Below are 22,001 nucleotides of genomic sequence, written 5' to 3'. Positions count from 1 at the left end.
GGAATCACCGATGGCTGAGCACACAATCGTTTACGTTCACGGCATTAGCGACCATGACGATGGATACTCGGATGCATGGTTCGAGTCACTCCGGTCGCATCTATCGCGGCCACTTCTCAAGCAAGAGGTGCTCTGGAGCAATCTCGTCAACGCAGCGATGACCTACGGGGATGCTGGCCCCGAAGCCGACGCAGCGGCGGCAGAAGAACAGCGGCTACGCGAAGAACTCGAACAAGAACTGAATCGTCGGAAAGCACGCAACGGACAGGTCCGGGCACTGGCTTCTTCGGGGCCCCCCAACGCGCCGGCCATGTATGGCGGCAGCGGCTTGGCGATGGACGACTTTGTCCGCTACATGGCTTGGGAATCAACGCGCGAAGCTATCCTTGCACGTTTCGACGAAGTTGTCCGTCCACTCCTGGCCGACGGTCACACGCTGCACATCATCGCCCACAGCTGGGGGACGGTGGTCAGCTACGAGGGACTTCGCCGGCTCGATGACCAGTCCTACACCGGCCGCGTGGCGAACCTCTTTACCCTCGGCGGCGCGTTGTCGATCGGCACCGTGCAACGGAACCTCTTTGGCCGGGTCAACGATGGCCGACTGCCAGCGCATGTCGTGCAGATCGTCAACATCGACGCCGGTGGCGACGTTGTCGGAGGTACAATCTCACCACCGTTTGCGGGAGTCGAGCAACACCTCGACCTTGTCCCAACGGGATGCTCGACTTGGCGGATACGGCGCCTGTTCGGCAAGCCAATCGCTCGCAACCCAGCCTGCGCACACAGCTCTTACTTTCAAGCTGATAACCTCCGCGTCAATCGCGATATCCTCGCCCACCACATCAACCGCTCGCTCACCTGAGCCGCCGGAACAATAAACCGCATGCCCGAACCCAAAACCAAAGCCGCGCCCGGCCATCGCATCGTCACGCGTGACGAACTGAACCGCCTGCTGTGGGGCGCTGCCGACATCTTGCGAGGCACCGTCGATGCTGGTGACTTCAAAAACCACATCCTCGCCCTGATGTTCCTTAAGCGTCTATCCGACGTCTTCAAGGAACGCCGCGGCGACATCATCGACGAGTGGGTCCGCGCCGGCAAAACCCGCGAAGAAGCCGAAAAGATCGCCGAAGACCCTGACGAGTACACTTCGGGTAGCTACTACCTGCCCGAGGGCGCCCGCTGGGACGACCTGATGGCGGTCGGCGAGAACCGAGCCGAAGCGATCGACAAGGCGCTGCACGCCATCGAGGAGCATAACGCCCAGTACCTCGAAGGGGTGCTCGCAGGTGTGCGGTTCAACGACGAGCGCCGTTTCGGCGATGTCCAGACAATGGACGCCATGATGCAGCGGCTGCTGACCCACTTCGGGTCGATCCCGCTCGGCTCACGCAACCTGGCCGAGCCCGACGTGCTGGGCAACGCCTACGAGTACCTCATCGAGCGATTCGCCGAAGGCTCGGGCAAGAAAGGGGGCGAGTTCTACACACCGCGGATGGTCGTGCGGCTGATCGTTCAGCTGCTCAAGCCGGCCGAGGGGATGCGTATCCACGACCCGACTTGCGGGTCCGGCGGCATGCTCATCGAGTGCGGCCACTACGTCGTCGATCACGGCGGCGACCCACGCAACATTACCTTGACAGGCCAGGAGAAGAACTACGGCACGTGGAGCATTGCCAAGCTCAACATGCTGCTGCACAACTTTCCCGACACCGACATCCGCGCCGGCGACACCATCGGCCGCCCCCGGTTCGAGACCGCCGGCGTGCTCGACGTATTCGACCGCGTCATCGCCAATCCGCCGTTCTCCCTCAAAGAGTGGCACGGCGTCACGCCCAAGGAAGGCAAAGACGGCAAGCCTGGCAAGGTCGACAGCAAAGAGGTCCAAGAGAAGTTCAAGGCCGACCCGTTCCACCGCTTTACCCGGGGCGTCCCCCCAACGACTAAGGGGGATACCGCCTTCCTTCAACACATGGTCGAGGTCGCCGGCGACCATGGCATGGTCGGCGTCGTCATGCCGCACGGCGTGCTGTTCCGCGGTGGGTCGGAGGCCAAGGTGCGGAAAGCCCTGCTAGAAGAAGACCTCTTCGAGGCCGTCATCGGCCTGCCCGAGAAACTCTTCTTCGGTACTGGCATCCCCGCTTCGGTGCTGATCCTCAACAAGAACAAGCCCAAAGAACGCCAGGGCAAGGTGCTGTTTATCGACGCGTCGCCCGACGGGCTGTACCACGAGGGGAAGAACCGCAACTACCTGCGGCAGGAAGACCTGCTGCGGATCACGGCCGTGTTCAATTCCTGGAATGCGGACGGGCTCGCAGAAGAATCGGTCGCCAGCGCCGCCGACGCGACCGCCGACAGCTGGCTCGCGGCGATCGACGCTCACGAGGCTCGCCAGCTCGCCGCGGCCGAAGGTCAGCCGGAAGAGATCGCCGACCGCATCCGGGACGAGGCGACCCGTGGACGCACCGAGCTGGATGAGGCTCGCCGCCAAGTCGGCTACTGGCTCGGAGGACTGACACGGGAGGGGACTGAGGGGCCCGCGATGCAGCGGATGCCGCTGAAGAAGTTTGCTACGGTCGCCACGCTCGCCGAGATCGCCGAAGAGAACGACTACAACCTCAACATCAGCCGCTACGTCGATTCGTCGGAGCCACCGCCGCGGCTCGACGTGCAGGCCGAGCTGGTGAAGCTCCGCGAGCTAGAGCAGCTCCGCAACGAAGCCGAGCAGCGGATGAACCGGTTGCTTGAGGAGGTGGGGTATGTTGTCTAGCAATGGCTACCCGCCTGAAGGGTGGCGTGTGCAAGCTCTAGGCGACGTCGCCGACGTCCGATTTAGCAGCATCGACAAGCATACGAAGTCGGACGAGACGCCAGTACGCCTGTGCAATTATATGGATGTATGGAAGAACGCGTACATCCACAACGGCCTTCCGTTCATGGAAGCCACAGCCACGGAAGAAGAGATTGAGCGTTTCACGCTTCAGGCGGATGACGTTCTCATTACGAAGGACTCGGAAACCAAAGACGAGATCGCAGAACCGTCCGTTGTTCGTCAAGACGCTGCCGGCGTTGTCCTTGGGTATCACCTTGGACTGCTCCGTCCTTCGCCTGAGTTGGCCTACGGACCTTTTTTGGCCGCCCAACTCCGAATTCCGGAGTTTCGGGCTCAGTTCATCAAGAAAGCTGCCGGGGTGACTCGCTATGGCCTCGGGCTTGATGTCGTTCGTTCCGCAGAAGTTTGGCTTCCGCCAGTTCCTGAGCAGAAATTGATTGCCGGTGCTCTTGGGGCAGTGGATGACGCGATTGAGCTGACCGAAAATGTGATCGAGCAGACACGCAAGTTGAAGGAGGCCCTGGTGCAGAACCTGCTTACCGATGGTCTACCTGGGCGGCATACGGAGTTTGTTGAGGTTCGTCTTGGTGACGTATTTCAGCCACGCAAGGAATCTGGTGTCGACGCCCTGCCACGCGTCGCCGTGACGATGCACAACGGACTCGTCAACCGCGAAGAGATCGAACGCCGGATGGAGACCAACCTCCGCGACGACCAGCACTTGCTCGTTCGCAGCGGCGACATCGCCTACAACATGATGCGAATGTGGCAAGGCGTGTTCGGGCTCGCCGAGTTCGATTGCCTAGTCAGCCCGGCCTATGTCGTTGTCGAGCCAACTGGCGGCCTCCGATCCGACTACGCGGCACACCTGTTCAAGCTGCCGGCAACGATCCGCCGGTTCCATCTGTTCTCGCAAGGACTGACGGAAGATCGGCTACGTCTCTACTTCGAGCAATTTGCTCCGATCAAGGTCAGCATTCCACGTTCAGTCGATGACCAAGCTCGCATCGTGGAACTGTTAGCGACACTTGACTACAGGATTGCAAGCCAGAGCGATGAGTTGACTCAGCTTACCGAAGCGAAGTCAGCTCTGAGCCAGGCGCTTCTGACCGGGCAAGTGCGCGTCCCGACCGTGGAGGTGGCCAGTGCCTGACGAGCAAGTGCCACCGTGGGAAGGAGATTTCCGAATCCTGTCACTGGATGGCGGGGGCATTCGTGGTCTCTTTGCTGCTGCCGTGCTCGCTCACCTCGAACAAGACTTGCAGATTCAGATTACCGACCACTTCGATCTGATCACTGGTACATCCACCGGAGGGATAATCGCGATTGGCCTAGGCCTTGGGATGCGCCCCAAAGCATTGGTTGACTTCTACACCGGTCACGGGCCGGCAATTTTTCCATCGAGCGGCATTTGTCTGCGACGATGGCTCCGTTTTCTTTACCGAACGCTCTGGCGACATCGTTACGACAGTAAGCCCTTGGAGAGCGCTCTGCGTACTGCCATTGGCGAACGTCTTTTCGGCGAGAGCACCAAGCGGCTCGTTATTCCGTCATACGACCTTGGCCACGATCAAGTGCGTGTTTTCCGAACCCCGCATCATTCGAGGCTACGCCGTGACTGGCAATTCCCAGCTTGGAAGGTGGCGATGGCAACAACTGCGGCGCCCACTTATTTCCCCGCGTGGAAAGGCATTGAAAAGACGCGACTTGTAGATGGCGGAGTTTGGGCGAACAACCCGACGCTTGTCGGACTGGTTGAAGCCACCTCGACGCTGAATGTGCCGTGGGACGCAATCCGAATCTTGAGCATCGGAACTTGTGATGACGTTACGAGGCACCCGGATCGCCTAGATTCAGGCGGCCTTATTGCCTGGCGTACTGCGGGCGTGAACGTGGCGATGCGAGGTCAAAGCGTCGGTACAAACAATATGGTCGAGCTTCTGCTCGGGCGTGATCGCGTCCACCGATTAGACCCACGCGTGCCGATGGGCGTCTTTGCATTGGACAAGTGCAACACCGATGAGCATCTAGCAATTGCAGCAAGAGAGAGCCTGCACTTCTGCCCAAGGTTCAACGAGGTCTTTCGGCCTCACATCGCGAAGCCGTATTACCCGAGCTACCCCGTTCCTGACTATTCCATTTAGCCGATCACACGGAGGTTCCAATGATTACCACTCAACAACGCCAGCTCGCCGAGTTGCTTGAGGCCGTCGCTGCTTCCTTGGACATCCCCGATGCCGTCCATCAAGAGGCCGTCGAGAAGTACGAGCACATCGGCCACTGGCTGGAGGAACAGGACGAATCCGACGGACGTCGTGAGCCGACAATTTACCCGCAGGGGTCGTTTCGTCTTGGAACTGTTGTAAGGCCCTGCTCAAGGGAATCCGGCTACGACATCGACTTGGTCTACGAACGCGACCTGCGTAAGACGGGTATCTCTCAGCAAGAACTGAAAGACGACCTTCAGAAGCACCTACGGCTCTACGTCGCCGACTGCGAGAAGTCACACGTCGATGTTCCGACGCTCAAAGAAGGGCGTCGCTGCTGGACCCTAGATTATGACGATGGCTTTCACATGGACGTCTTGCCTGCAATCCCGGATGACGACGGGCGTCAAAGATTCAGGGATTACGCCGAATCGAGAATCTTGATTTCCGATCGCAAACTTCATGATTGGCAACACAGCAACCCAATCGGCTATGCCGAGTGGTTCAAGAGCCGGATGGCAGTTCGGTTCCGCGAGAGGCGGATCGCGCTTGCACAAGGCATGCTCAAAGCGTCGGCCGAAGATGTGCCCGAGTACAAGGTCAAGACACCGCTTCAGCGGTCGATTCAGATCCTCAAGCGTCACCGTGACGTCCACTTCGCTACCGACTACGACGACAAGCCGATTTCCGTAATCATCACTACGCTAGCGGCAAAGTCGTACAACAACCAAGGCGACCTCATTGAATCACTCCTGGCGATTGTCCGAGGGATGGGTCAGCACATCGAATATCGGATGGAGGGAGTCAAACGGGTTGCTTGGGTGCCGAATCCTACCAATGACGATGAGAATTTTGCCGATAAGTGGGCTGATCACCCAGAGCGAGAGGTCAAGTGTCGTGCTTGGCTGCGAAAAGTAGAGGAAGATCTGACAGCCGCGCTAGAATCGGGGAACGCCGACGACTTGCTTGAGATACTCGGTGAGTCCTTCGGCAAGCGGGCAGTGGCGAACGCAGCGAGGTCTGCCGGTATATCGCATCCCGGCGCATCAGCCTCTGCCAGAGCGCCCACTGCGGTCTCCGAGATTAGCACTCGCCATTGCACTCTTCCACCTTGGACTATGGACCGGCGATATCACGCGTCGCTATCGGCCACGGTGCATCGCTCCAAGAACAGTGCTCGAATGCACGACCTGACTGAACGCGAAGTCCCCAAAGGCGTTCATCTGCGTTTCGAGCTGACCACGAACGCTCCGGCCCCGTTCGACTTGCATTGGCAAGTTGTAAATACGGGCCTCGAAGCGGAACGCGTCGGCGAGCTTCGTGGAGAAATCATTCCGGCTGACCATGTTGTCGATCGGGTCCGATGGGAGCACACGGCATATGCTGGCGCCCACTGGGTCGAAGCCTTTCTTGTAAAAGGCGGCTACTGTGTCGCACGCACTGGGCGTAAGTATGTTCGAGTTGAGGCGTAAGTGATGGCAAGCAGTCGCGGCCCCGAACACTCCGAAGTCCAGCAACCCGCCTGGGAACTGCTGCGCGACCACCTCGGCTACGAGTACGCCGATGGTCGCAGCCCAGTCTTCGCCGCCGAGCGGGAGAGCGAGACCGAGGTGCTGCTGCTGGGCCGACTGGAGCGCAAGCTACGCGACATCAATCCGGGGCTGACCGACGACGGCGTCCGCCAAGCGGTCGCCGCACTGCGGCAGCCGCTAGCTGCGAACCTGATCGACGCCAGCGAAACCTGTCATCGGCTGCTGAGCAGGTGGGTGACGGTCGAAGAGATCGTTCGCGGCAAGCCGGTCGGGCGGAGCGTCTACTACGTCGACTACGACCAACCCGAGAATAACGACTTCCTGGTCGTCGAAGAGCTATCGGTAAAGGGACCGCGGTACACGCGGCGGCTCGACCTGGTGGTCTACGTCAACGGCATCCCGCTGGCCTCGATCGAGTGCAAGCGGCCCGACGACGACCACGGCATCGCCAAAGGGGTCAGCGACCTGCTCGCGTATCAAGACCCCGACAAGGGAGTGGTGCGGCTGTTCCACACGGTGCAGCTCTGCATCGCGATGCGGAAGTATGGCGCCCAGTACGGAGCGATCGGCACGATGCTCAATCGCTACGCCGAGTGGAAGACGTTCTATCCAGGTGATGAACACGATTGGCAGCAGCGACTAGGACGTACGCCGACGAAGCAAGACGTCCTTGTTGCTGGTATGCTGTCGAAGCGGAATCTGTTGGACCTGACGCGCAATTTCGTGGCGTACGACCGCGACGGCGGGAAGCTCGTTAAGAAGCTGGCCCGCTATCAGCAGTTTGTGGCCGTTAACAAAGCGGTTGGGCAGATCATCGACCCCACCAGCCCGCTAGAGCTAAAAGACCGCGGTGGCGTCATTTGGCACACCCAGGGGAGCGGCAAGAGTCTGACGATGATGTGGCTGGGGCTGAAGCTGCGCCGTCAGAAGTCGCTCAACAATCCCACGTTGCTGGTCGTGACCGACCGGACCGACCTAGACCGCCAGATCACGCAGACCTTCCAGAACTGCGGCTTCGAGAACCCGGTCCGGGCGTCGCGAGTACGGGCGCTACGGAAACTGCTCAGCGGCCCGCCGGGTCAGACGGTGATGACCACCGTCCAGAAGTTCCGAGACGAGGTCGATCTGTCACGCGGCAGCAAGCATCCGGTGCTGTCGGACGCCCAGAACGTGTTCGTGCTGATCGACGAGGCGCACCGAAGCGAGTACGGCCAGTTCGCCGCTCATCTGCAACGGGCATTGCCAGGCGCTTGCCGGCTGGCTTTCACCGGCACGCCGATCGATAAGACGCAGGCGACGTTTGGCAACTACATCCACAAGTACACGATGCCGCAGTCGGTCGCCGACGGCGCAACCGTGCCCATCCTCTACGAGAGCCGGCTGCCGGAGCTGGCGGTCTGGGGGCGGCGGATCGACCCGCTGTTCGAGTCCGAGTTCGCGGACCTGACAAAAGAACAGCGCGAGAAGCTCAAAGCGACCGAGGTCACCGAGCGACGTATCGCCGAGTCGCTCGACCGCGTCGAGATGGTCGCCGCCGACATCGCCGAGCACTACAAGGCAAACTTCGAACCTGACGGCTTCAAAGCGCAGGTAGCGGTGTGCTCGCAGAAGGCCGCCGGCCTGTACTACCAAGAGCTGTCGAAGCACTTCCCGGACCGCGTGGCGCTGTTGATCTCCGATCCCGGCTCAAAAGACAGCGAACTTTGGACTTTGAAAAAGCCGTTCGATGACGAGCCCGAGGTCGTCCGCCAATTCAAGGAGGAGCCGGTCGATAGACTGGCGATCCTGGTGGTCCACAACAAGTACCTCACCGGCTTCGATGCCCCGATCGAGCGGGCTTTGTACCTCGACCGGCGGCTTACGGACCACAACCTGCTTCAAGCTATCGCCCGGGTCAACCGACCTTTGCCGGAGCGCGACAAGCAGTGGGGGCTGATCGTCGATTACTGGGGCGTCTCGGGCTTCCTGGATAAAGCCCTTGAAGTCTTTTCGCAAGACGTGGCGGTCGATGACGTGCTGCAACGCCGCGACGACGAGGCGGCCAGCCAGGCGCTCAAGCAGCGTCACGCCGATGTCTTCGCCATGTTCATTGAGGGGCTCGACCGCTCGGGTGTCGAGCCGTGGGTACTGGCATTGGAGAAGGAGGATACTCGAGCCATTTTCCAGGCCCGCTACCGCTCGTTCTTCAAGGCGCTGGAGCAATTACTGCCCGATCCGCGCGCGCTGAAGTACCTGCCTGACTTCGCCTGGTTGCGTAAAGTTCGCCGTGAGGCACGAGCCTTCTACGAGACAGAGGACACCGATCTTCCCGATTGCAGCGCTAAGGTTCGAGCCTTGATCGATAGGCACGTGAAAGGCGACGAGGTCCGACAGCTCGTTGCGCCGGTGTCGATCATGTCGGAACGATTTTCTGAGGAGGTCGAGAAGCTCAAGGACCCGCGTGCGAAGGCGAGCCGGATGGAACACGCCATCAACCGTACGATCACGGTCAAGCTGCACGAAGACCCGGTGTTTTATGAGTCGGTCAAGGAACGACTAGAGCGGATTATCCAAGAGCGGCGCGACCAACGCATCGACGACGCTGAGGAGTTTTCGCTTCTGATGCGGGTGCGAGACGATTTGAAAAGCGGCCGGCCTGACGACGCGGCCGTGTTAGGCATCTCCGAAGCGGTGGCGCCATTCTTCGGCTTGCTCCAAGCGAACGCGGGCAGTGGTGACGAGACCGCTAGTGAAAAGCTAGCCGAATTGGCCGAAGCGGTCTTCGATTCGCTCAAGCAAGAAGCGGTGCTCGATTGGTTCCAGAAAGAAGACGTGCAACGTGAGATGCGGCGCAAGGTAAAACGACAACTACGACTCGCGGACTACCCGGAGAAACAAATTGAAACCGCCACGACCGCCATCATGGACCTCGCGAGGGTGAGACTGGGATGAGCCAAAAACCGACGGATCGGGATGGGGTGCAGTACGGAACGACGCGGATTGAGTACGCCATCGAGCGAACCAATCGCAGGAAGACGATCGGCATCACAGTCCGGCCGGACCAGTCCGTGGTTGTTGCCGCACCGAAGGGGACGCGTCGCACTCGCATCGCTGAGAAGGTGCGAGGCAAGTCGGCGTGGATAGTCCAACAACGCGAGCGGAACAGTGCTTGCCAGCGAAACGCCAGCCGGCAGTTCCAGAGCGGCGAGACACTGCTTTACCTCGGCAAGCAGTACCAGTTGAAAGTGACGGTTACCCCCACGGCAGACCCCGTCTCCGTTCTCTGCTACCAAGGGAAGTTTCTGGCGCAGGTCAATTCGAGCCTTGGCAAATCAGAACGCGCCGGCGTCGTTCGCAAGGCGCTGGAAGCCTGGTATCGTGAGCGATGCACGGCGCGTCTCGATTCTTGCATCGAGAAGCACGCCAAGCAGATCGGCGTCACTCCCGTCTCGGTCCAGGTGCGAGAAATGAAGTCGCGTTGGGGCAGCGCGTCGGCCGACGGACGGTTGCGATTCAATTGGCGAATCGTGATGGCGCCCAAGCCGCTCTTCGAGTACGTCGTCGCCCACGAACTTTGCCACTTGAGGCACCCCTCGCACGGCAGAGACTTCTGGCGTTTATTGGCGATCGCGATGCCCGACCACGTATCCCGTTGTTTGCGATTGGAAGCAATCGGCCCAAGTCTGACGATCTAGGTCGTCGAGCGGCGACGCCGCAGACCTTCGCGACTTTGTCTCGCCACGCCGGTTCTCTTACGACGAAAATCAGGGCGTTCCCCTGCGGGTCGGGCTGCTCCGGACTACGCTACCGCTCCGGTCCGCCACGGCGGACTGCTGCGCACCCTGCGAATCCCTAACGCGGTAGCGAGTACGCCAAGCACTAAATTCTCTCCCCGATTCCCTGATTCTATCACGCAGTTCAAGGGCCGGCCGCCGTTTTCCCCTGTCCGGGACGGCCTGCTGCTTCGCGCGAGCGCGAAGGCTCCCCCTTGACCGCGCGTGCTTATTCATCAGGTGAAGTCGAACGAACGGCTTCACGTACAATAAGACAATACTTCAAGGAGGACACAATCATGAAAGCCAAACCAACAAATACCGTAAATCATGAGCAGCAGTCGAACAGAACGACTCCCGCCGAGCAGCAAAGCACGATGCCCACGAAGGCGATCTATCGCGTCGTGGCTTCATCGACGGTCCACTATGCCATTTATGTGGAAGCCGCCTCGGAAGACGAAGCCTTGGACATTGGCGGAAAGGCGGACCGCTCGTATTGGAAGTGGGAGGCCGAAGGGGGCTGGGAGGTGGACTTTGCCGATCCGGAGCCGAATGCCTCTCCGGACTGTCTGCTACCGCAGAGGGCCTACAAGACGCTTTAGCCAAAGCGACTGCACGTCGGGGCCGTGTGCTGATGATTCCTCGCGCCTAGGGAGATCGGCAGTGGCGTGCAGTTTCACTTTTTCCACCTGACAGCCAACAGCAACGTAACGAACCATGCTACCTGCTCTGGATGAGCCGCTGCCACAATGCCGACCACCAAGAAGTAGAACAGAAACATCGCCGCCGGCATCAGGCGACCTCCTTGATGTTTGGACCTCTGGAGGATTGCACCTGCGCTGTCTCAAACGGCGTGACGATCTGCCGACGCAGTCGTAATGCCGTGTGGGGTACCGCAACGAATCCGGTCCGTGCCCGCGCATGGTTCACTAACCGAAGCAACATCAATAACTGCCGCCGGACCGGCGCATACCGTGCATACGGCACTCGGGCGAAATCGATTCTTAAGTTCTCGACGCTCCGATGACACGCCCGCTCCAGAAAGAATGCTTTCAGGTCGCGATAGGTGTCGTTGTCGATCCGCACCGAGGCGTGCCACTTAGGTTGCCCGCCGCCGGCTGGCGTTACGCCACTACGGCGGTAGCTGATCGAGTACCCTTCAAAGCGAATAGGAACCCTGCGGCAGTCGCGGATCTGGTTTCGCTCTTGTTGCTTGAATGGGTGATGACCCTCGGTCGCCAGGAGGAGAAACCAGCTACCGAAGCGGATGTACTGCATATTGGCGACGCCACGTCGCTTGCGCCGCGTGCGCTCGCGCTCGCTGATCGCGATTCCGTACTTGTCAATCAGCTTCCGGTCGATCGATTCAGGCTGCTTGCCTGACTTGATTCGACCGGAGACGTAGAACCAGTACCCGTGCCGCAGGTAGCTTACGGCTACTTGCTGGACGAGTCCCTCGGGTGATGTTGCGACGCACCGATACTGCATGGGCCTCCGCTGGTACTTCGGTTCAAAATGGTGTGGGGTTAGTTTTCGGCGAACCCCACAAATGCCGTTCCTTGCGGAAATCCTTGCTGGCAGTAGAGCGGACGCCACGACTGCCAGCAGCAAGACCAGACAAAGGCCGTTGCTACTGAGCGCGTCGTGAGCATCCCCTCCGGTGCGGGCCCTCGGGGTGTTTGCAGTCACTAGTTTCCTCAGTGACCACGCCCAATCCATAGTGCCCGCACCCCAGAACCTTCGCCGGACGCTTCCCCTTGCGCAAGACGCACGGGTAGCGTCCGTCGTCAGACCGCCGCCAGAGGAAGCTGCTCTTCCGAGCAGCCACCTCTAGCCGCTTACTGCCAGCCAGGTTGACCGACATGCCACAACAGCACGCCGGTCGCACGTCTCTTGACGGGGTCTTCGTTCGCACGAGGCGATCTGTTTACCCCTCAGCCCTTTCGTTACGACTCGCTGGAACATCACTCCCAGGTCAATGTCGACGGGTCGCGACTGCCTTGCCGCGCACAATTCTCTGCGGAGAATCGTGTCTGAACCTTCGCCCAGAACACCGCGAGCGCTTCCGCGCTCCTTCTACTCAGGCCACTCTCCCCCACTACGGCGTTTGGCACGACAACCGTGCTACTTCTACCTCGTTGACCCAACGAGGCGCCGAGCTTGCCAAAGCCCGGAGGCCGCAGTGGTTCCTGCGTTAGCGTCGATCTTCGACTTTGAGGTCACGTTGCTAGGGCGTGTCACGGCCCGATCCGTAAGGGTAGGTGAAGCCTTCCGGCCAGTCCTACTTTCCCAACCCAAATGGTCGGATTTCCCCCTACGAAACTAGAAGCTCGGGGTACCGAGCCCCTTACGGAGATTCGCGATTCGGCTCCGTCTCCTCAAAATCTTACTGGCAAGCGCTCCCATACCTGTTCGGTTGCGCCGTTCGTAGTTGAGCTTTTCATGGCCGGGCGTTTAACCCGGTCCCCGGAGCGGTCAGACTCCGGTCCCGTTTGTCGCCAAACGACGACCTCGAGGTTATGAGGCGACAGACCAGCCATCCCTGAATCTTGCTGAAACCGCTTAAAAACAAGCCTTTGCCGCGATCTTACTACACCGTTGGCAAACGACAACCATGATCATCCATGATCACCCATACGCATCCATGAGCACTCTTCGGGAGCCAACGGTGTAGTCGGGAAAGTGGGAGCGATGCGGGCCCTTCTCGCTTCACGATCTGGTTGATTCGGGCAGCCAGATTCCGAGAATCGGGGCAACTCAGGGGTGCGGAAAGTTTGTCACTCCAAGATCGCCCATAATCCTGCAAAGAAGCCGCACCGATGCCGCCGTGGTTTTCGCCGCTGTTCTTCCTCTTCGCCCGCTCCAGTGAAGAACAGCTCCGTCGGCAAATCCTCTTCCTGAAGGCAGAACTGGAGATGACGCGGGCCCGCGTCCCGCAGAGCCGGATCTTCCTCAAGGACGACGAGCGGCAGCGGCTGCTGGAGCTGGGGGACGGCATCGGTTCGGACGTACTGAAGCTGGTATCGATTGTTCACCCGCGAACCTACCGCCGCTGGCTAGAGCGGAGAAGCCAGGGGAAGCCGCCCGCGAAAAAAATGGGCCGCAAAGGAACCTCCGAGACGATCCGGCAGATCGTCGTCCGGCTCGCCCGCGAGAATCAGTGGGGCTACGGCCGGATCGTCGGCGAGCTACGGAAGCTGCGGATCCGCTGCGTTGGCCGTACGACGGTGCGAACGATCCTCAAAGAAGAGGGCATCCACCCGGGCCCGAAGCGGGGCCCGGGGACCTGGGACGACTTCATCAAAATCCACGCCGAGTCACTCTGGCAATGTGATTTTTTTAGCAAGATGGTGATGACGAGCACCGGCCTCCGGCAGGCCTATGTGCTGGCGTTCCTGCACGTCAACTCGCGGCAGGTGATCTGCTCGCCGGCGACATTCAAGCCGGACGACGCGTGGGTCACCACTCAGGCCGAGTCGATGCTGCAGCAAGCCCGGTCAAAGGAGTTGCCCGTTCGGTACTTGGTCCGCGACCTCGACTTCAAGTATTCAAACCGCTTCGACCAGATCTTCGCCGAGGCGGGCGTCTCGGTTGAGCCGACGGCGCCGCGGGCGCCTAACCAGAACGCGTTCGTCGAGCGTTGGATCGGCTCGATCCGCGGGGAGTGCCTCAACCGGTTCATCGCCTTCGGTCTCGGCCATCTCGACCACTTGGTTGCTTCCTACTTGGACTACTATCACGCATGTCGCCCACACCAACGCCTGGAGAACAAGCCGCCGACCGGGGTCTGGCCTGAAGTTGATGACCCACCAGAGAGTGGCGAAGAGGTCGTCTGCCGCGAGTGGCTTGGCGGCGTGCTCAAGCACTACGAACGCATAGCGGCCTGATGCGAAGCGGGACAATCGCTCGGCTTGGACCTGTCACTGATTCTCCAGCCCTGCCCCGTTGGCAGTACGGCAGTGATTCGTGATAACCCGACCTGGGAACGCGAGCGCAGTGACGGGCGCTTCAACCTTCCATCTGTGGAAGTTCTTCACCGGACAACCTTGTTGAATAGGACGCCAAACGACGGGGATGAGGTCGTCTGCCGTGCGTGGCTCGGAGGCGTACTCAAGCATTATGAACGCAAGGCGGCGTAGCGCCCCGTAGAACGACGCATCGACTCGACTCCGCTCTCGTCGCGATCTCCTGCGACGCGGCGCCGACATCTACTGACAACCTCCCTGCGAACCACGAGGCTCGCCAATCTCTTCCACCATTGCCGCCACGGCGCGGGCGACCTCCGGCGATGGGAAACGTTCCTGTTCAATCCAAAACGCTTCCGCCACGCAGCGGTCGTGTGTAGCGAGTTCTTCCTGGTATAGGTTAGAGATGATCGAGTTTGCTGCAAAAGGCTTCGGCTCGGACAGGGCTTGCCCCCACTCATCGAGGGTTGAAGCGTCCATCAACAAGCTCCTTACGTGCGGAAACGAGCGGCGGAGATTCGACAGCATCACGAAGCCAGGCGGGTCGATGTCGCCCCAGTAGATAAGCGACACATCGTTCAGCCATCGGACGGCCTTGAGGATCGTGACGGCGTGTCCCAAACCTCCCAGCGCCATCACGCCAGGGCACGGCGGCAGCGTCAACAGGCTTACTTCGTTTTCGACAATCACCACGCAGCGAGGCCGGACCTGCAGCGACTCTACTGCCGAGAGCGGTAGCGCAAGCTCGCGGCACGGCAGACCTGCCTCCGCCACCAAGGCGTCATCCAGCATCCGCACCAGCACAAGCGTCCCTTTGCGGCGGAGCCCAAAACGCAACGCGAAGTCCTCTTCTGTCTCGTCCACCGCTTCGGGAGGTAAGCAGAGGTCCAGCCACCGACGGAGCGTCGGCTGGTTGCGTTCAATGAACTTCGTGTCAACGGATAGGGGCAACTCGCGTGCGAATCGATCCGGGCGAGGGTGTTCGCGTAGGTAGCTCACGACTTCGATAAGCCCCGCAGTCTCTTCGCACACCTTCAGATAGGTCTGCGCGCGATGGCGCACCCAAGGCAAGACCTCGGGCAACTTCAAGCGGAGCGAATCGACCCCGGTGGCGAACCGGGCGAATTCTCGTTGCTTGCCGATCAAGCGGAGCAGGTCGCTGCGAGTCTCGAACTCTACACGAGCAGGAATGTGGTTTTTGCCACGCATTGGAGAGTTGACGCGACGCCAGCCAACGGAGTAGCCGAAGCCGCGCCGCTCCTTTGCGCCGCTTCGCAATCGGTCGACCTCGGCGATCTGTGTCGCCAGATCTTCCGACAGCCTCAGGTCGCAGGGCATCCTAAGGGGGAATAGCAATGAAGGGGCGTCGCCACAGTCCACATAGTCCCGCAGCACGTCCGGATACTTGCGGCTTGCCTTGCGGAGTATTTCTTCGGGTGAGATCATCGCCCGTCACTTCGGCGCGGGTGGCCTAGCTGCCCATGAACCGTTGCCGCCCTTCTGTGCAAGGACCACGTCCTGGAGTTCTCGGGCGGTGACGTGGAAGACCTCCGATTTTTCCGTCGCCTCGTCCTTGCTCACCAGCAGGTAGCACCCGACGTATGGCTCGGTGACGCGGGCCTTTGCGTCCAGCGGCGCCGCAATCAGCAGCTGTAGTCCGAACTCCTCGAACAGGTTCAGGGCGTATTCGGCGTTCTGATCGTCGACGTTCTTGAACATCTCGTCGACAACCAAAAAATGAAACCGGTCGCTCACGGGGCGATCTGGCTCGATGTCGAACTGGTAAGAAATCGCCGCCGCCAGCACCGTAAACGCCAACTTCGCCTTTTCGCCGCCCGACTTGCCGGAGCTGCCCTCGTAGTAGGCCCGTTCTTCGCCGGTGGCGTCGTCCAGCTCGCGGGCGGCGAATGACATCCATTTGCGGACATCGGTCACCCTATCCCGCCACGCCGTCTCGTCGCGGAGGCGGTCCAGCAGCTTACGGATACGCAGGAAGCGAGCCTCGGCCGCCTCGAAGCTGTCGTCCAGCGCGTCGTCGAGGCATCCCCGCAGCTCGGCCCGGAACTGTGCGATTTCGGCGTTCTGCGTGTCGGACGCCTCGAGACGCATGTGCGTGCCCTCTCGGTACGGCAGCTTGCCGAGCGAGCGGTTGAGCTCCTCGACGCGCCCTTTGATCCCTCGCCTCTCGTTTTCGAACTCGCTCCGCAGCAGACCGATGTCCTGCGTCACCTTCTCGTTGAGCCGCTCCTTGAACCGGCGCTCATGGCGTGGCAGGTCTTCTTCTTCGATGCGCTGGCGCCGCGCGAGGAACTCGTCCCGGTACTCCACGCTACAGCTCAGGTCCGCCTTCTCCTCTGGGAACTCACTCAAGTAGTCGCCCATCACACGAACGAGGCGTTCCCCAGCGGGACGAGCACGCCCCTCAAGGTCCGCTCGGCCGTGGCGTAGACGCTTGAGATAACTCTGCTCCCGCACAAAGAGGTTGTCCGCCGTCAGTGGCGGGTCTACCAGCTCGGCGGCGATGGCGTCGAGCACCTCCTCACGCGTCGCCTCATTGCTCTGTTGCTCAAGAGCAGACCGGGCTATTTCGACGAGCGACACAGCGTCGTCGCGTTCTTTTTCGGCGAGCGCCCGGCGGGACGTGCAGGCGTCTCGTTGGGCCTCAACTGCCACTACGGCCTGTTCGACCGCGGAGAGCGAACGCTTGAGCTGAGAGACGGTGTCATCCGCTTCTTCGAGTTGTCTCTTCTCACGCCGCAGCGTCTCGGCCTGCCGCTCGTGTAAGAAGCAATCGACCTCGTCGAACGCCTTCACGTCGAGCGCCATGTCCGCCGCCGCGAGCCGCCCGCGCGATACTCTAAGTCCTTCGTCCACCTCGTGTAGCTGTGCATCCACCGTGGCGAGGCGTCGCTCTGCCTCGGCGACCGCTTGCGTAAGCCTGTCAATCTTCTCCTTGTTGTCCCAGCCCAGGACAAACCGCCTCGGGTCGACCGCCTCGCTACGGTCGTCCTTCTCGTGCCTCCCCCCGCCCGACTTCAGATGTCTCTGCCGCGTCATTGCCGGCCCGCGCGTCTCTTGAAACTCCTCCACCGTCTCACAGCAGCGGTAGTCGTGGCGTTCGGCTAGTTCAGCCCGAACCCATTCAGACAACGGCCGACCCTCGCGGAACCGGAGCTTGGTCACGAGCGAGTCGCTCCGGCCTCGACCCGCCGGCGGGACGTGTGTGAATAACGGAACTCGCAGGTACGTCAGGCGCTGTCCCGCCCCGACGCCGTCCTCCAGTCGCGTCGCTTCCACGTATCGGCTGACGAGGGCGTAGTGGTCGCCAGGCGCTAGCATGCTGTGGGCGAAGCCGCGGAGGGCTTTTTCGATCGAGGCCTCCCAGTCGCGGTGCTCCGGCGAAACGGCGATCAGCTCCGCCACGAACGGCAGTTCGCTTGTTGCAATACGCAGGTTGCGGCACATCCGCTCGCGCAGCTCGACGAGCCTGCGGGGCATGTTACCTTTCCGCTTGCGGAGCGACTCGAGTTCTCCGCGATCTCGATCCAACCCCTCATGGACACGGGCGCGCTCGACCAACAGGTCGGCTTGGCGCCCTTCGGCCACAGCGACCTCACGGCGAGTCTCCGTCGCGAGACGTGACAGCCGCTCACGTAACGCAATGAACGTCTCCGAGTCCGTCGCCCGGCCTTCGACCCCAGCGCGCCTAAGCGACGCCGCGTACCGTTCATTCGCGGTCCGCTTCACGCGGGCGAGTTCTTCCTGGATAGCGACAAGGCCGGGCAGTTCGCGGAGCCGCTCCCCGCCCGCTCGGTCGATCTCGTTGCGGAGCTTCCGGCATTGCTCTTCGAGCTCGCGACGGCGGCGACCCAGCTGGTCCTTTCGGCTGTCCAGCCCTTCAATCTCCCGGCTTAGCTCCTCAACACGGGGGCCTACCAGCTCTAACGTCTGACGCCGGAAGAACACGTCGGCAGCCGCCAAACGCGCGTCGGCCGCCGCCAACTTGTCCGAGAGTTTTTGGTGCTTCTTCGCCGCCTCGACGACCGGGCCCAGCAACTCGCTCTGGCGGCGTGCGCGAACCAGTGTCTGGTGCGCCTCGCTCAGCTGGGCGGTGTGAGCAAGCAGCCGCTCCACCCGGTCGTTCCACGACCTGCCGTCGAGCATGTGCTTACGAATGAAGTCGTTGAGGTTTTCGATGTCCCGCACCGCAACGGTCTGGTTGAAGACGTCCATCGCCTTCGGCCGCCAGCGGGTTTTTGCCGCGAGCCACTTTTCGTACTCGGGGTGCGAGCGCGTCGCCTGCATCCCCCGTCGTTTCAATTCGGCGACCAGACGGTCGGTCGCCGGAAGGTCGGCGAAATCTGCGCGGACCGACCGCTCGCCCTCGGCGAAGCAGTAGACCCGCTCGGCGCTCTGGTCGGCCTTCAAGTAGAGGACCTGGGCGACGGTAAACGCCTCGGCGACGTCCTCGTTCGCGAACGTCGCCAATAGAATTGAAAAGCCACCCGCTCCCGGGCGCAGCCGCCGCGTCTCGGCCGACTCCCCTTCGCGGCTCTGCAAGTCATACGCGCCGGTGACGTACGAACGTTCGTCACGCTCACGCTTTTTGGCGCCGGCGGCGACGTTGTAATTGCGTACGCCCGGACGGACGAGTAGCGTCAGCAGGGCGTCCACCACGGTCGACTTGCCATGACCGTTCTTGCCCACCATCAACGCCGAGCGTCCCTCTGGCCGCAGCTCATGCACCTCGCCCCCGGTGCTGTCGAAAGAGCCCCAGTTGAACAACTCCACCCTTTGTAGGCGGTAGCCGGGTCGAGGCGAGCGTTCGAGCGGGAGGTAACCGTTCATGCCCGCTCCTCGCCAGACCCTGTCGACTGCGACGCCTCGTCCTGGACCTCGGCGAATTCGGAGAGCCGATCCCGCAGCGTCTCGAGTTCCTCTGCCCGCAGCCGCTGGCGCAGCGCCCGGCTGACCAGCCAGCTCGGCCCGTCCATTCCGTCGGCCTCCAGCGGTTTGACGAACCCCGCGTCACGGATCGCCTTCACGGCGCGGTCGTAGTACCGCCGTTGTTTCTTTTCGTCGCTCGCCGGCGGGAAAAACGCCACCCACTCCTCGTGCAGTTCCTCGTCGGTGATCACGCACCGCTCGTTCCTCAGGTCCTCTTCCTCGTACCGCCGCAGAGAGTCGCGTAACAGCACGCACAGAAGTGTCGCCCCATAGCTAAGAGGCGCCGCGTGCATCAGCTTCGGCAGCCGCTCGTAACCCTCGGCTAGCTCGTCCTCCTCAAGCTGTCGCAGATACGCCACGCCGTCGGTCTCGTCAACCACTAGCCGCAGCCCGATTCGGGCGAAGTACTCCTGAAGCGTCGAGCGGGCGCCGAGGACTAGCTGCCAAGTAGCAGGGTCGTCGAACTCGACGGCCCCCTTCAGGAGCCGCACCGCTGCGATGCTCCACTCGCGGAAGGGCGGCAATTCTTCTGTCATGGTCTTAGAGGCGGCGGTGGAGTGGCGGCTAGCGGCGACCGACTGGTTGCGGAACGACGGATCGCTACGACGACTGGAACGTGACGAGTGGGACGCTGACGACGACCTTCTCCGATTCCACGCCGCGACCTCGAACGGCGATCTCTTGCGTCTGGCTGGTGTCGATCGTGTGCCCCTCTTCCTTAGCGAGGCGTAGGTAACCGAGCAGCTCGACGACCCCTGCCTCGACCGGCCTGCGCTCCACCACGTCGGCGAGCGTCGCGTAGCCGAGGTCGCTGACGACCCGGCGGAGGTGCTCGCGCATGCCGCGCCAATCGATCCGCTCCAGCGCAGCTAGCTGCTCGATGGCGTCTCGCCGCGACGCTTCGTCGATCTCAGCCGGCGTCAACGTGATGCGGTCGAAACACTGCGGCGCTGACCAAAACGGGCGACGAAAGGGCGAGTCGATGGCGGCGACGGAGGCCGAACTCAATAGCCCCTCGGCCTGCGTGGGAGGCTCGCTCGCGAGCCGCACGCCTAGTCCACGGAGTTCAGTAAGCAGCTCCGCTACGCGTCGTCGCTCCTCCCGCGCCCGCGTATCGAGCACCCGACGCAGCGTCGATGAGAGTCGACGGTTGGTGGCCATCACCTGCTCCGCTTCTGCGATGAGTTGGTCCTCCAGCCGGCGGACTGTCTCGAGCGCATCGGGCATCGAGGCGAGGTCTTCCAGGGCGGCGAGCTTCTCGACCGCGTTCCGCAATCGGTCCTGCTCGGCCGGACTCAGCACGAGCAACCGGTAGAACTCGTAAAAACTCTTGCCCTGGTCTTGCTCACGGAGCTCGTCCTCGGAGTCAAGGACGAACTCTAGGATCCCACCCCGCGAAAGGCGCCGGCCCGCCTCGCGTTGCTGCACGCCGCGGGTGATCTCTCGGAACGACTCCTCCACCGACCGGAAGTCGCTAAGCAACTCCCTGATCAACCCCACCGCCGAGGCGAGACGCTCGCGGACCTGCCTTGGCCCAAGGGTGGGCAGGTCCCCATTTTCCTCGACCTGGGAAATCTTCTCCTCGAGGCGTTGCCGCTGTTCTTGGAGATGAGCCAGGCGTTCCTCCGGCGATTGGGAGGCGTCCGCCGCCAGGTCGCAGAGGGCGTCGAGGATCATCCGCAACCGCGACTCGGTGGCGACGAATCCAAGCTCCCGGTCGCGACTCCGCTGCAGAAACAGCAGCACCTGTTCGGCGTGCGGCGACAGCTGCAGGACCCATTCGCCACTACCGGCCTCCATCCGCCGTTCGAGCCAGTGCGTCTCGGGCGAGCACCAGTCGGTTAAATAGTCACGTGCCACGCCTGGCAGCAGCTGCGAGTCCTGCTCGTGCAGCTCACGTTGGAAGTCGGCCAGAGCCGCGTGCGCTTCTGAGAACGGAGAACCGACACGGCCGGCCTGCTTGAAGTGTTCGTCGAGGAAAGCCACGACGTAGGGCGCGTTGCCAGCCCGCAGCAGCCGGACCGCGGGAGACGAATCGAAGAAGACTCTGAGGTCTGCTAGGCGGGTGACGTTCAAGACAAGGCGACGGCGAAGTTGGCTGAAAGTAGAGACCGCACCCAGTCTGACTCACAGGCAACACGGAAACAACTACTAAGGAGGCCTTGGCGGGCCACTCCGTCACGGCTGGTAGGCAGAGTAGCATCCAACCACCCGATTCACTCATGCGGCAGTGGATTGAGTGGGGAAGGTCAAGTGTGCCATCAGCTTCTCAATCCCCACGCGTAAGAGCGACTAAGTATTCGTCAGCGCAAGCGAAGGAAACCTGGGCCGAGTTCATCCATATCCACACCGACAACCCTTTGGCACTGTGGCTTCTTCTCGAAGACACTCGTCACGAGACGTGTCCAACGGTAGACGTACATCTTAGCGCTCCAACACTTCAATTCGTAGCGGTCATCTACTTCTCTAGCGACACTTAAGCCCCAAAGATGAATGGGCTATGGCACAGACCGAGTTGATGCCATAGCAGATTCACGGGATCGAGCTTCCGATCGTCGACCTAGTTCGAGACCTTGACTTCAAATACCGCAGGGGGCTCAGCCAGGCCTCTACGGACGCCGACGTCTAAGTCGACCCGATAGTGTCACGGTCACCGAACCAGAATGCGTACGTTGAACGCTTGACCGGATAGAGCTGTGGCGAGTGCCTAAACCAGTTCTTCTCCTTCGGCATCGAGCATCACAACCGTCTCGCGAACTCAA

General features: G+C 61.4%; 14 protein-coding genes. 9 read left to right on the top strand and 5 right to left on the bottom strand.

Features of this window, described 5'->3' with window-relative positions; genetic code table 11:
- The first annotated feature begins 10 nt into the window (after positions 1-10).
- From Spa11_RS09335 to Spa11_RS09300, 8 genes are all read left to right on the top strand, one after another.
- A complete protein-coding gene (locus Spa11_RS09335; RefSeq protein WP_145111226.1) occupies positions 11-865 on the top strand; it encodes a hypothetical protein in 855 nt (284 codons plus the stop codon).
- A gap of 21 nt (positions 866-886) precedes the next feature.
- Positions 887-2,773 carry a type I restriction-modification system subunit M gene (locus tag Spa11_RS09330; RefSeq protein WP_145111223.1) on the top strand — a complete coding sequence of 629 codons (1,887 nt, stop codon included), beginning with the start codon at positions 887-889 and terminating at the stop codon, positions 2,771-2,773.
- Complete coding sequence (locus Spa11_RS09325) at positions 2,763-3,989, top strand: restriction endonuclease subunit S (RefSeq protein WP_145111220.1); 1,227 nt, start codon at positions 2,763-2,765, stop codon at positions 3,987-3,989. Before Spa11_RS09330 ends, Spa11_RS09325 begins: the two co-directional genes overlap by 11 nt.
- Complete coding sequence (locus tag Spa11_RS09320; RefSeq protein WP_145111217.1) at positions 3,982-4,980, top strand: CBASS cGAMP-activated phospholipase; 999 nt, start codon at positions 3,982-3,984, stop codon at positions 4,978-4,980. Before Spa11_RS09325 ends, Spa11_RS09320 begins: the two co-directional genes overlap by 8 nt.
- Before the next feature lie 20 nt (positions 4,981-5,000).
- Entirely contained in the window at positions 5,001-6,515 is a 1,515-nt protein-coding gene (locus tag Spa11_RS09315) for a nucleotidyltransferase (protein WP_145111214.1), read from the top strand.
- Between the two features lie 3 nt (positions 6,516-6,518).
- On the top strand, positions 6,519-9,506 hold the full coding sequence (locus Spa11_RS09310) for a type I restriction endonuclease subunit R (protein WP_145111212.1): 2,988 nt from the start codon (positions 6,519-6,521) through the stop codon (positions 9,504-9,506).
- Positions 9,503-10,249, top strand: a complete 747-nt coding sequence (locus Spa11_RS09305) for a M48 family metallopeptidase (protein ID WP_145111209.1) — start codon at positions 9,503-9,505, stop codon at positions 10,247-10,249. The genes Spa11_RS09310 and Spa11_RS09305 overlap by 4 nt, the downstream gene beginning before the upstream one ends.
- Before the next feature lie 377 nt (positions 10,250-10,626).
- Positions 10,627-10,929, top strand: coding sequence for a hypothetical protein (locus tag Spa11_RS09300; RefSeq protein WP_145111206.1), 303 nt, complete (start codon positions 10,627-10,629; stop codon positions 10,927-10,929).
- 190 nt (positions 10,930-11,119) lie between these two features.
- Here the strand turns inward: Spa11_RS09300 and Spa11_RS09295 are convergent, their stop codons facing one another.
- The gene (locus Spa11_RS09295) at positions 11,120-11,815 is read right to left on the bottom strand and encodes a hypothetical protein (RefSeq protein ID WP_145111203.1); all 696 of its coding nucleotides are present in this window, start codon (positions 11,813-11,815) and stop codon (positions 11,120-11,122) included.
- 1,331 nt (positions 11,816-13,146) lie between these two features.
- On the opposite strand from Spa11_RS09295, the gene Spa11_RS09290 reads away from it, so the two are divergent.
- Positions 13,147-14,214 carry an integrase core domain-containing protein gene (locus tag Spa11_RS09290; RefSeq protein ID WP_145111200.1) on the top strand — a complete coding sequence of 356 codons (1,068 nt, stop codon included), beginning with the start codon at positions 13,147-13,149 and terminating at the stop codon, positions 14,212-14,214.
- Between the two features lie 321 nt (positions 14,215-14,535).
- On the opposite strand, the gene Spa11_RS09285 is transcribed toward Spa11_RS09290, so the two are convergent.
- The 4 genes from Spa11_RS09285 to Spa11_RS09270 all read right to left on the bottom strand — a co-directional run bounded on the left by Spa11_RS09285 (position 14,536) and on the right by Spa11_RS09270 (position 21,315).
- Entirely contained in the window at positions 14,536-15,738 is a 1,203-nt protein-coding gene (locus Spa11_RS09285; RefSeq protein WP_145111197.1) for a Wadjet anti-phage system protein JetD domain-containing protein, read from the bottom strand.
- A 6-nt stretch (positions 15,739-15,744) separates the two neighbouring features.
- On the bottom strand, positions 15,745-19,140 hold the full coding sequence (locus tag Spa11_RS09280; RefSeq protein ID WP_145111194.1) for an ATP-binding protein: 3,396 nt from the start codon (positions 19,138-19,140) through the stop codon (positions 15,745-15,747).
- Entirely contained in the window at positions 19,137-19,775 is a 639-nt protein-coding gene (locus Spa11_RS09275) for a DUF4194 domain-containing protein (RefSeq protein WP_145111188.1), read from the bottom strand. Before Spa11_RS09275 ends, Spa11_RS09280 begins: the two co-directional genes overlap by 4 nt.
- A gap of 64 nt (positions 19,776-19,839) precedes the next feature.
- The gene (locus Spa11_RS09270; protein ID WP_197529860.1) at positions 19,840-21,315 is read right to left on the bottom strand and encodes a DUF3375 domain-containing protein; all 1,476 of its coding nucleotides are present in this window, start codon (positions 21,313-21,315) and stop codon (positions 19,840-19,842) included.
- Positions 21,316-22,001 lie beyond the last annotated feature (686 nt).

This window comes from Botrimarina mediterranea, assembly GCF_007753265.1.
Taxonomy (GTDB): domain Bacteria; phylum Planctomycetota; class Planctomycetia; order Pirellulales; family Lacipirellulaceae; genus Botrimarina; species Botrimarina mediterranea.
Note: the sequence above shows the minus strand (reverse complement) of the source record. Positions and strands in the feature narration are given on the sequence as shown.

What these genes read in the sequence shown, in the direction of transcription:
- Spa11_RS09315 (WP_145111214.1), top strand. Translation starts at nt 5,001, where the DNA reads ATGATTACCACTCAACAACGCCAGCTCGCCGAGTTGCTTGAGGCCGTC.
- Spa11_RS09295 (WP_145111203.1), bottom strand. Translation starts at nt 11,815, where the DNA reads ATGCAGTATCGGTGCGTCGCAACATCACCCGAGGGACTCGTCCAGCAA.
- Spa11_RS09330 (WP_145111223.1), top strand. Translation starts at nt 887, where the DNA reads ATGCCCGAACCCAAAACCAAAGCCGCGCCCGGCCATCGCATCGTCACG.
- Spa11_RS09300 (WP_145111206.1), top strand. Translation starts at nt 10,627, where the DNA reads ATGAAAGCCAAACCAACAAATACCGTAAATCATGAGCAGCAGTCGAAC.
- Spa11_RS09335 (WP_145111226.1), top strand. Translation starts at nt 11, where the DNA reads ATGGCTGAGCACACAATCGTTTACGTTCACGGCATTAGCGACCATGAC.
- Spa11_RS09310 (WP_145111212.1), top strand. Translation starts at nt 6,519, where the DNA reads ATGGCAAGCAGTCGCGGCCCCGAACACTCCGAAGTCCAGCAACCCGCC.
- Spa11_RS09285 (WP_145111197.1), bottom strand. Translation starts at nt 15,738, where the DNA reads ATGATCTCACCCGAAGAAATACTCCGCAAGGCAAGCCGCAAGTATCCG.
- Spa11_RS09275 (WP_145111188.1), bottom strand. Translation starts at nt 19,775, where the DNA reads ATGACAGAAGAATTGCCGCCCTTCCGCGAGTGGAGCATCGCAGCGGTG.
- Spa11_RS09280 (WP_145111194.1), bottom strand. Translation starts at nt 19,140, where the DNA reads ATGAACGGTTACCTCCCGCTCGAACGCTCGCCTCGACCCGGCTACCGC.
- Spa11_RS09325 (WP_145111220.1), top strand. Translation starts at nt 2,763, where the DNA reads ATGTTGTCTAGCAATGGCTACCCGCCTGAAGGGTGGCGTGTGCAAGCT.
- Spa11_RS09305 (WP_145111209.1), top strand. Translation starts at nt 9,503, where the DNA reads ATGAGCCAAAAACCGACGGATCGGGATGGGGTGCAGTACGGAACGACG.
- Spa11_RS09290 (WP_145111200.1), top strand. Translation starts at nt 13,147, where the DNA reads ATGCCGCCGTGGTTTTCGCCGCTGTTCTTCCTCTTCGCCCGCTCCAGT.